This window comes from Methanospirillum hungatei (genome assembly GCF_020216685.1).
GTDB classification, from domain to species: domain Archaea; phylum Halobacteriota; class Methanomicrobia; order Methanomicrobiales; family Methanospirillaceae; genus Methanospirillum; species Methanospirillum hungatei_B.
The window spans coordinates 1-8,824 of record NZ_JAIWNS010000209.1 but is presented as its reverse complement, the minus strand read 5'-3'; the positions used below and the strand labels follow the sequence as shown (position 1 = coordinate 8,824).

Below are 8,824 nucleotides of genomic sequence, written 5' to 3'. Positions count from 1 at the left end.
ATTATTCAGGCCAGCGTGGAGGCGGTCATCACCGGGATGAACCGTCTGCTGAGGGAATATCATGAAAAGCGGAGCACAAATACTGATTGAAGGTTTAACAGAACAGGGAGTCGACATCATCTTTGGGTATCCGGGCGGTGTTGTTCTTCCGATTTATGACGAACTCTATGATGCAGATATTCGCCATATCCTTGTTCGTCATGAGCAGGCCGCTATTCATGCAGCAGATGGATATGCACGGGCCAGCGGGAAGACCGGAGTCTGTCTTGCAACATCTGGTCCTGGTGCCTGTAATCTGGTCACCGGTCTTGCCACCGCATACATGGACTCAATACCGGTGGTTGCAATTACCGGCCAGGTCCCGACCTCACTCCTGGGAAATGACGCCTTTCAGGAGTCGGACATTACCGGGATTACCATGCCGGTTACCAAACATAATTACCTGGTAACTGACGCCCGTGATCTGAAACGCATCATCCGGGAGGCATTTCATATCGCAAGTACCGGACGGAAAGGGCCGGTTCTCATTGATCTTCCAAAAGATGTATGCACTTCAATGGTACCGGATGTGGACGGACCGGATGAGCAGCCACGGCTCAGGGGATACAAACCAAAGTACCAGGGTCACAGCAAGATGATCCAGCGGGCAGTAGATCTCCTGCTTCAGGCAAAAAGACCGGTTATCTATGCAGGAGGTGGTGTCATCTCATCCGATGCATCTGCAGAACTCGTCGCCCTTGCTGAGAAGATGTGTATGCCGGTTACTACTACCCTGATGGGTCTTGGGTGTATACCGACGGATCATCCGCTCAACCTTGGGATGCTCGGGATGCATGGGACTGAGTATGCAAATTATGCCATCACCGAATCAGACCTGCTCTTCTCCATCGGAGTCAGGTTTGATGACCGCGTAACCGGAAAGATAGAGGCTTTTGCACCGCAGGCAAAGATTATTCATATAGATATTGACCCAGCCGAGATCGGGAAGAATAAACAGCCGGATGTTCCAATCGTCGGAGATGCAAAGAGTGTGCTTTCTGACATTCTTAAAAAGATTCCTGAGTCATGCCCGCATCCTGAATGGTCTGAAAAAGTTGCGATGTGGAAGAAGAATCATCCTCTCAGATACACGTCTGATGGGAAACTGCACCCCCAGTTTGTAATCAAAACCCTTGCCGATGTCCTGGGTGAAAAGGGAATTATTGTCAGCGAAGTTGGGCAGAACCAGATGTGGACCGCCCAGTGGTTTAAGTTTACCCGGCCACGTCAGTGGATCAGCTCAGGCGGCCTTGGTACCATGGGCTATGGGTTTCCAGCTTCAATGGGGGTTCATTTTGCCTGCCCTGATCAGCCCGTTTTCGTCCTTGCCGGTGATGGATCTTTCCAGATGAACATCCAGGAACTGGGGACGGTGGCACAGTACAACATCCCGGTGAAAGTGATCGTCCTCAATAATCAGTACCTTGGGATGGTCAGGCAATGGCAGCAGCTCTTCTATGAGCGCCGGTATTCATACACCGAACTGCCGGAAGTTCACTTTGAACGAATAGCAAAAGCATATGGAATAGAGGCTGCTACGGTCAGGAATGCTTCTGATGTGGAAGCAGCCATAAGAACCGCACTTGCTCATCCCGGGCCGTATGTTCTTGATGTCAGGGTTGAACGGGAAGAGAATGTGTTCCCCATGGTTCCTGCAGGGGCAAATATCAGTGAGATGATCGTCGGACATCATACCGAACATGAGGAGGAGTAAGGATGACTGCACACATATTCAGTGTCCTTGTAGAGGATAGTCCGGGTGTTCTCTCACGAGTCACCGGTCTCTTCTCACGACGGGGTTTTAATATCGAAAGCCTGGCAGTTGGTCATTGTGAGCAGCCTGACACCAGCCGGATCACCATTGTTGTCACGGGAAATGATGTCCAGATTGAACAGGTGAAAAAGCAGCTCAACAAACTGATCGAAGTTATTAAAGTTCTTGATATATCCGAATCAGAGCATGTGGAACGGGAACTGGCGTTGATGAAAGTCAGGGCAGGGCCTGGTGAAGCCCGTTCTGAGGTCATGCAGATTGCAGGGATATTCAGAGCAAAGATCATCGATGTCGGGAGTGATACGCTGGTAGTTGAAGTAACAGGAGATAGTGGAAAGATTGCTGCAATTGAAGATCTCTTAAAACCATATGGGGTTCTTGAGCTGGTCAGAACCGGAAAGATTGCCTTGCAACGGGGATCTGCAACGGTAAGTTCTGGGAGATAATCCCCTTTTCAAGCCTATTTCTCTCCTCAATCCAATTTTATTGCATATTTCATTATTGAGTCTATGCCCTTTTTTCAGATTAGCAACTTTTTTTCTGATATAGGGTCGGGGTCTGGTTTAAGCACGACCGGACCAGCAGGCGATAAGTTTTTTGAGATATCTTTACTGTTGAACGGGTTTTATTTATCATCCCTGTTTCATTTACTAATACTCAGCCTGAAGTTGTAGGAGAACCAATTACATATGGTATTTTTATGAGATAAGAAACCCCTTATGGAAACAGAACTCATTGATATAGAGTTCAGGTTTGCTACAAACATGTCTTCATGTGTGCATTTGAAACAGGTGGTAAATCCATGTTTCTAAAACAATTCATCATAATTGCCTTGGTCATCATTAGTATGACCGGTTTTGCGTGTGCAGAGGCAAATATCTCCGTGGATCCCATTGGTTCCCTTGTCGCCGGAGAAAAATTTAACATCAGCGGAACAACGACAATTGACAAAGTCAAAAAGATCGGTATTGAGATCTTCCCAAAAGAGTTCTGGGACAATCTGGTTGCATATGCAAAGGAAGATAATGCCGGAAAGGTCCGATTCAAGGAGTTGGCTTCATCAGGGGATTCCACAAACCAAACCGGAATAAACATGGTACGATTCAATCCGGATGGAACCCAGGCATATCAGACTGTCGATATTCCTGATGATTATGCTCTGGTCATTGTTCCGGTGAAGAAAGATCCTTCAGGAAAAGTGACCTTCAATGCTGAAATCAATGAAAAGGTGAAAAAGATACCATTCCAGAAGGGAAAATATCACATGAATGTCTTTGATGCTTCTATGGAGATAGAACGTCCGGGGACGGTCATGCCAAATGGATGGGATGTGATAAAAAAGAAAGCCTATCCAAGTACTACTCTCTCCAACATCTGGGATCCAAAGAACGAGAAAGAACTGGAATATGTTGAGTTTACCATCCGGTAATACTCATCTCTCTATTTTTTTCAATAAGCGGTGAACTGTTCCTCTCCCATCGGTTGAATTATTCTCTGATTTGAAATCCGCCAGGAGGTATTGTCATTACAAATCTGGCTCCCTTTCCGTACACACCCGTCTCTTCAATCGTAATTTCAGTTATAGACAGGATCTCCCGGATTAAGAATAATCCATATCCTGTATTCTTCCCATAATTCTGATCAAATATTCTGGTTTTTTCCTCAGGAGCAATGCCTGTTCCATCATCCATCGATGATCTCTTCATAATCACCATTGATCCAGACCGAAAGACAGATTCTGGACACATGCATTCCATCTCGTATTGAATTATCTATCCGGTTATAGATGACCTTTTCAAACAGGGGATCTGCAAAAACATATATCTCTGATGGAATCGCTAGAAATGAGATCCCGGCTCCTGAAAAAAAGGACTCCTGCTTTAAGAACAGTTCCATCGGGTTTACCCATATTGCTTCTGATGATCCAATCTCCTGGTATTCTCTGGTGAAATTGATCTGCCCCTGCATTACATGTATTACATTCTTCATCGTGGCCAGCATGTCTTTTAAGACGGGATCAAGAACAGAATCTACGTTTTCATGTGGTTAATAATTTATGTTCTTTACCCTATCATGCAAGATGGAACTGACATCATGGATGGATGTACTTGATCAGGTGAATAGGCGAAGATTCTATATGCAATAACTGACTAATCAATCTAGACTAACTAGTCAATCGCATCCCATGAGGTGATCATGCAATATCGTAGAGTTCCAAAAAATGGAGACAGCCTTTCAGCCCTTGGATTTGGGGCGATGAGACTTCCGACAAAACGCGGTCGGATTGATGAAGAGAAAACCACCCGGCTTATCAGGAATGCCATCGATAATGGCGTGAATTATATCGATACTGCCTTTCCCTATCATGGTGGCGAGAGTGAAAAGATCCTCGGAAGAGTTCTGAAAGATGGATATCGGGAAAGGGTACGGATAGCAACAAAACTCCCTCCATGGAATGTTCAGAGCCGGGAGGATATGGATAAAATTCTTTCAATTCAATTAAAACGCCTCCAGACCGATCATATCGATTATTATCTTCTCCATTCATTAAATGGTGACATATGGAAAAAACTATTGGATCTTGGTGTTCTGAATTTTTTGGAAGAAGCAAAAAAAGCCGGAAATATCATCAATATCGGGTTTTCATTTCATGGTGACCGGAAAGCCTTCTACGAGATTATTGATGCATATGACTGGATTTTCTGCCAGATTCAATATAATTTCCTGGATGAGGAGAATCAGGCAGGGACGGAAGGGCTGAGATATGCCTCCTCAAAAAATATCGCAGTAATTGTCATGGAACCGCTCAGGGGCGGGATGCTGGCCCAGAACCTTCCAAAAGAGGTTACCCGGATTTACCATGAGTCTGGGACGAACAGGACCGCAGCTGAATGGGCCTTTTCATGGGTCTTAAATCATCCTGAAGTAACCGTGGTACTGTCTGGAATGAATGATGAACGTCATCTTTCTGAGAATCTTGCAATGAGTGAGATTGCTGTTCCCGGTTTTTTCACAACTCAGGACCTGGAGACCATTGAAAAGGTAAAAACTGTGTATAAGCGACTCATGAAAGTTCCTTGTACCGGGTGTTCATATTGTATGCCCTGTCCTTTTGGTGTGAATATTCCCCAGTGTTTTTACTTCTACAATCAATACCATATGCTTGGCAATAAGATGATTACTCGTGGATTTTACGGGATGCAACTCATGGGTGGCATGGGAACCTCTGCCAATGCTTCATTATGCAGGCAATGTGGAAAATGTATGTCTGCATGTCCTCAGGCCATCAATATTCCTGATGAGATGAAAAAGGTTGCAAAGACCATGGATAACTGGATAACAGCATTCGTTCTCATTATTGCAAAGCGGATGTTTTCTTCAAAAGTCATTGATGAGGACTAATCCATACGATCTGGTGATGGAAATGGGTGAAAAAAACTCATCAGACAAACGTGAAAGGATACTACACGCTGCTCTTCATCTCTTTACCACATTGGGGTTTCATGCGACACCAACATCACAGATAAGCAAAGAGGCGCAGATCTCAACCGGGACATTATTCCACTATTTTCCTGATAAAAATACCCTCATCGATGAATTGTATTTGACCATAAAAAAAGAGATGGGTGATGTTGTGAGGGGTACTGATGATGCATCACTCCCGGTAAAAACCCTTCTTGAACGCGGATTTATCCGGTATATTCACTGGGCCATAGAGAATCCAGAAAAAGCACGGTTTTTAATGCAATTTCATCATTCACCCAACATCAGTGAGAGAGTCCAGAGTCAGGCATTTGACGAATTCAAATGGATGCATGATATCTATTCCCGGGCCATCGGGGAGGGACTGCTTTCCGATCACCCGGTGCATTATCATTTCGTAATGACCCAGCAGATACTAAATGGCATAGTCGAACTCCTTTCACTCAAAGATGAGGAGATACATGCCGATGAAATTATCTCTGCAGGAATAGCCAAAATATGGAAATAAACGAGCTACGGGATTCCCCTCCTGATTCTGATCTCCTGGAGATATTCGTTTAGAAACTTTATCAGTGACTCCTGATCTGATCCTTCAGGGTCTGGAATGCCTGACCAGAATTTCTCAAAAACAAATGTATCTCTGAGTATCTCCCGTGCCAGCGCCTCATATCTGAAAATGGTACGGGTGTTTATATTCGCCTGATGAACTGTAATATAATCTCCAAATAAACTCGTATCTATCTCCTTCCCGGTGAGAACTGCATTGAGGTAAGAGATATTCGATCTGATAAGGTCGCGGGTAATTATCCCGGAATGAGCTGAGATGAAGACTTGTACAGATGATGATACAAGCGATTCAAGAGTTTTCATATATACATCGATTCGATCATAATCGATATAGGGGATGGGATCTTCAACCAGGTCTCCGACATAGAGGATCTCTCCCTTCCGATCAAGACAGACTGATGAGTCAATGGTATGACCGGGAGCATGTATGAATTCTATATCATCATCTTCAAGACACAGCCTTGAATCAAAGGTAAGATTGGGGAGGATAATCTGCACCGGTCCTCTCGTCTTTTCCCCGTTTCGAACGAGGTCCAAGGCACTCCGTTCTTTCATCCGCTCCAGGCAGGATATATGTGCTGCAATAATCGAATCCGGACATGCACAATTCCCCCAGATATGATCCCAGTCTGAATGGGAGTTAAAGATGAACAGGTTATCTGGATGATCAATTGATGCAAGAAAGCCGTATATCTCCTGAATAGAATCAGGGCCTAAATGTGTATCACAAAGGACAGTATACCGTGTTCCTATGATGATCATGACCGAGATAGCATCATCAAAGGTGAGCATCCATGTCCTTTCCGATACCCTGATGGTGGATAGTACCGTCATAGATGCGACTGATCCTTATTGAGGGCAGAAATTCGATAGAAACCTGCCGGGATGAGCATATCAAAAATTACTCCTGTTCCGTGTACCCCATGTTCGGTAATGGATATCCCGGTCAGGCTCAGAATCTCCCGTATCAGAAAAAGGCCTAATCCTGTATTCTTCCCAAAACCTTTAGTGAAAATTTTTTTCTTGTCTTCACCTGATATTCCGGTTCCATTATCGGTGTATCGTAAAATGAGATCTGAATTACTTTTTTCATATGACAGAGCAATCTGTGTCACCTTCTCTCCATGACGGATAGAGTTATCAATAAGATTGTACAGGACTTTTTCAAACATGGGATCAGCATATATTTCATAGGATTCATCAGGCAGAGTTACGAAAATATTGGTCAGGAGCGTTTGAATGCTCTTCTTTTTCATAATTCTGTCAATCCGCTGCCAAACCGGCGGATGAATCCCAAGATCCTGGTACTCGCGGGTGAATTCAATAAGGGTCTGAATATCGTCTCCGGCTTTTTCGATATTATTCAGCCAGGTTATACCTGGTTCTTTTTGTATGGAGGATCGCAGCAGCTCGCAATAAGAGATGATGGCCATAACTCTGTTTAAAATATCATGACGGGTGACACTATTGAGTATGAGCAATTGATTGTTCGCCTGTGTCAATGCATTTTGTACACGTTTTATTGCATCAATATCCTGAATAAGAAGAAGGGTATGCAGACCTTCACCATATTGAATGGTCCGGTAATGAAGCATGACAAATCGCTTTTCACCGTCAGGAAGGCTTGCTTCATACTCCCATGTATTCTGATCCTCAAACTCTCTCGCCCTTTTCTGAAGAGCAAGGTCTGAAAGAAAGTTTCTTTCCAGAATTGAGAGTGAAATGAGTTCCTCCTTTCGCACGTGGAAAAATTGTTCAAACCCATGATTCACATCAATTATGGTATCATTTTCCGACAATATCATAAGCGGATTTGGAACTTCGTGAAAAATTACCGAGAACTTCTCTTCTCTCCTTATAATCTCCTTTTCCAGAGCAACACGCTCCGATATATCTACAAACGCAGCAAAAACTGCTTTTTCTCCCATATAATCGATTATGTCTGCGGAGAGGGAGATGTATACCCGCTCTCCTGTTTCCTTAAGGAAGGTAATTTCATACCCGGATACATGGTTCTTCCTGGCAAGATTTTCGGATATCTTCTTTAGGTCCTCAGGTCCGATGAACTGAAAACTAACCGGTTTTCCGATTCTCTCTGATGGATCAACAGAAAAAAGTTCGACAGCTCTTTTATTCATGACAAGGATGGTATTATCATCTGATTTTGTTAATATGATTGGAAACGGAGCATTTTCTATCAGAAGCCGGTAATTTTCTGCCCCTTTGTGAATTTCAAGTATTGCTGAGGCAAGTTGATTCTTCTGTCTAATCTGATAATACCTGATGAGGAAGGCACTATCAATAATTGCCAGAACAAGGAGAAAGGTTGTTGACGTAAAGGTAAACTGAGTAGGTGAATCCTGAATCAGAGTGACTGACCATTGCACTGCCAGCCACCAATAGGGAAGCAGAATGAGAGCAAACAGGATGGAGATGAGCAATGCACCATATAATGGATTGTTCTTCCATTTTGCTGGCATCACCTGCATTTATCTGGTTCCCCTGAGTATGAATAGCCGGTAATTGTTTATATTTGCTTCTTACATAATTACTATTCTGTGGAACACGGAATACGGAACTGTCCTGTTGATTCAATCACCCGTCCTCCTTTTGTTATTTACCTATCTCTCTTTTTCCTGCTTGTCTGTATCAACTCTCTCGGAGCCAAATATTTTGTCTTTTCATATCCGATAGTGACCGGAGTCTCATCATTTTACCTGATTGTAGCTTTCATGATAGTTTTTGCTCTCTGGTTTGGAATATGGGGTATTCTGGCTGCATATGCCGGTTGTGTTATTGGTGCAGGATTCCTAAGTGGTCTTCCGGTTGATGTCTCCTTATACTGGTCTTTTGCTGATTTATGGCAGGCACTGATCCCGTATGTGGCATTCCGGTACTTTCATGCAGACCCGGCTCTTTCAACCAGGCGTGATCGTATGATCTTCTTCATTTTCGGAGTCA

At 43.9% G+C, this 8,824-nt stretch carries 10 protein-coding genes; 6 read left to right on the top strand and 4 right to left on the bottom strand.

From position 1 onward, the window contains the following. Window positions 1-61: 61 nt before the first annotated feature. The 3 genes from ilvB (at window position 62) to LDL35_RS12740 (ending at window position 3,242) form a co-directional block, all read left to right on the top strand. Entirely contained in the window at window positions 62-1,753 is a 1,692-nt protein-coding gene (ilvB, locus tag LDL35_RS12750; RefSeq protein WP_304023027.1) for a biosynthetic-type acetolactate synthase large subunit, read from the top strand. A gap of 2 nt (window positions 1,754-1,755) precedes the next feature. Continuing rightward, on the top strand, window positions 1,756-2,259 hold the full coding sequence (gene ilvN / locus LDL35_RS12745) for an acetolactate synthase small subunit (protein WP_304023026.1): 504 nt from the start codon (window positions 1,756-1,758) through the stop codon (window positions 2,257-2,259). Between the two features lie 356 nt (window positions 2,260-2,615). Continuing rightward, complete coding sequence (locus LDL35_RS12740; protein ID WP_304023024.1) at window positions 2,616-3,242, top strand: hypothetical protein; 627 nt, start codon at window positions 2,616-2,618, stop codon at window positions 3,240-3,242. Between the two features lie 58 nt (window positions 3,243-3,300). Here the strand turns inward: LDL35_RS12740 and LDL35_RS12735 are convergent, their stop codons facing one another. Both LDL35_RS12735 and LDL35_RS12730 read right to left on the bottom strand, forming a co-directional pair. Beyond that, entirely contained in the window at window positions 3,301-3,504 is a 204-nt protein-coding gene (locus LDL35_RS12735) for an ATP-binding protein (RefSeq protein ID WP_304023018.1), read from the bottom strand. Continuing rightward, window positions 3,497-3,802 (bottom strand): hypothetical protein, encoded by a 306-nt coding sequence (locus LDL35_RS12730; protein WP_304023016.1) that lies wholly within the window; start codon window positions 3,800-3,802, stop codon window positions 3,497-3,499. The genes LDL35_RS12735 and LDL35_RS12730 overlap by 8 nt, the downstream gene beginning before the upstream one ends. Window positions 3,803-4,009: 207 nt before the next feature. Here LDL35_RS12730 and LDL35_RS12725 point away from each other — a divergent pair, with 207 nt between their 5' ends. Together LDL35_RS12725 and LDL35_RS12720 are read left to right on the top strand one after the other, a co-directional pair. Then, complete coding sequence (locus LDL35_RS12725) at window positions 4,010-5,215, top strand: aldo/keto reductase (RefSeq protein WP_304023015.1); 1,206 nt, start codon at window positions 4,010-4,012, stop codon at window positions 5,213-5,215. 22 nt (window positions 5,216-5,237) lie between these two features. Next, window positions 5,238-5,804 carry a TetR/AcrR family transcriptional regulator gene (locus LDL35_RS12720; RefSeq protein WP_304023013.1) on the top strand — a complete coding sequence of 189 codons (567 nt, stop codon included), beginning with the start codon at window positions 5,238-5,240 and terminating at the stop codon, window positions 5,802-5,804. A 5-nt stretch (window positions 5,805-5,809) separates the two neighbouring features. Here LDL35_RS12720 and LDL35_RS12715 read toward each other — a convergent pair whose 3' ends face one another. Together LDL35_RS12715 and LDL35_RS12710 are read right to left on the bottom strand one after the other, a co-directional pair. Beyond that, the gene (locus LDL35_RS12715; RefSeq protein WP_304023011.1) at window positions 5,810-6,697 is read right to left on the bottom strand and encodes an MBL fold metallo-hydrolase; all 888 of its coding nucleotides are present in this window, start codon (window positions 6,695-6,697) and stop codon (window positions 5,810-5,812) included. After that, window positions 6,694-8,343: a PAS domain-containing sensor histidine kinase gene (locus tag LDL35_RS12710; protein WP_304023009.1), complete on the bottom strand. Its 1,650-nt coding sequence runs from the start codon at window positions 8,341-8,343 to the stop codon at window positions 6,694-6,696. Before LDL35_RS12710 ends, LDL35_RS12715 begins: the two co-directional genes overlap by 4 nt. 78 nt (window positions 8,344-8,421) lie before the next feature. Between LDL35_RS12710 and LDL35_RS12705 the strand changes: the two genes are divergently transcribed. After that, window positions 8,422-8,824: hypothetical protein (locus LDL35_RS12705; protein ID WP_304023007.1), on the top strand; the 403-nt coding region annotated here is incomplete at its 3' end.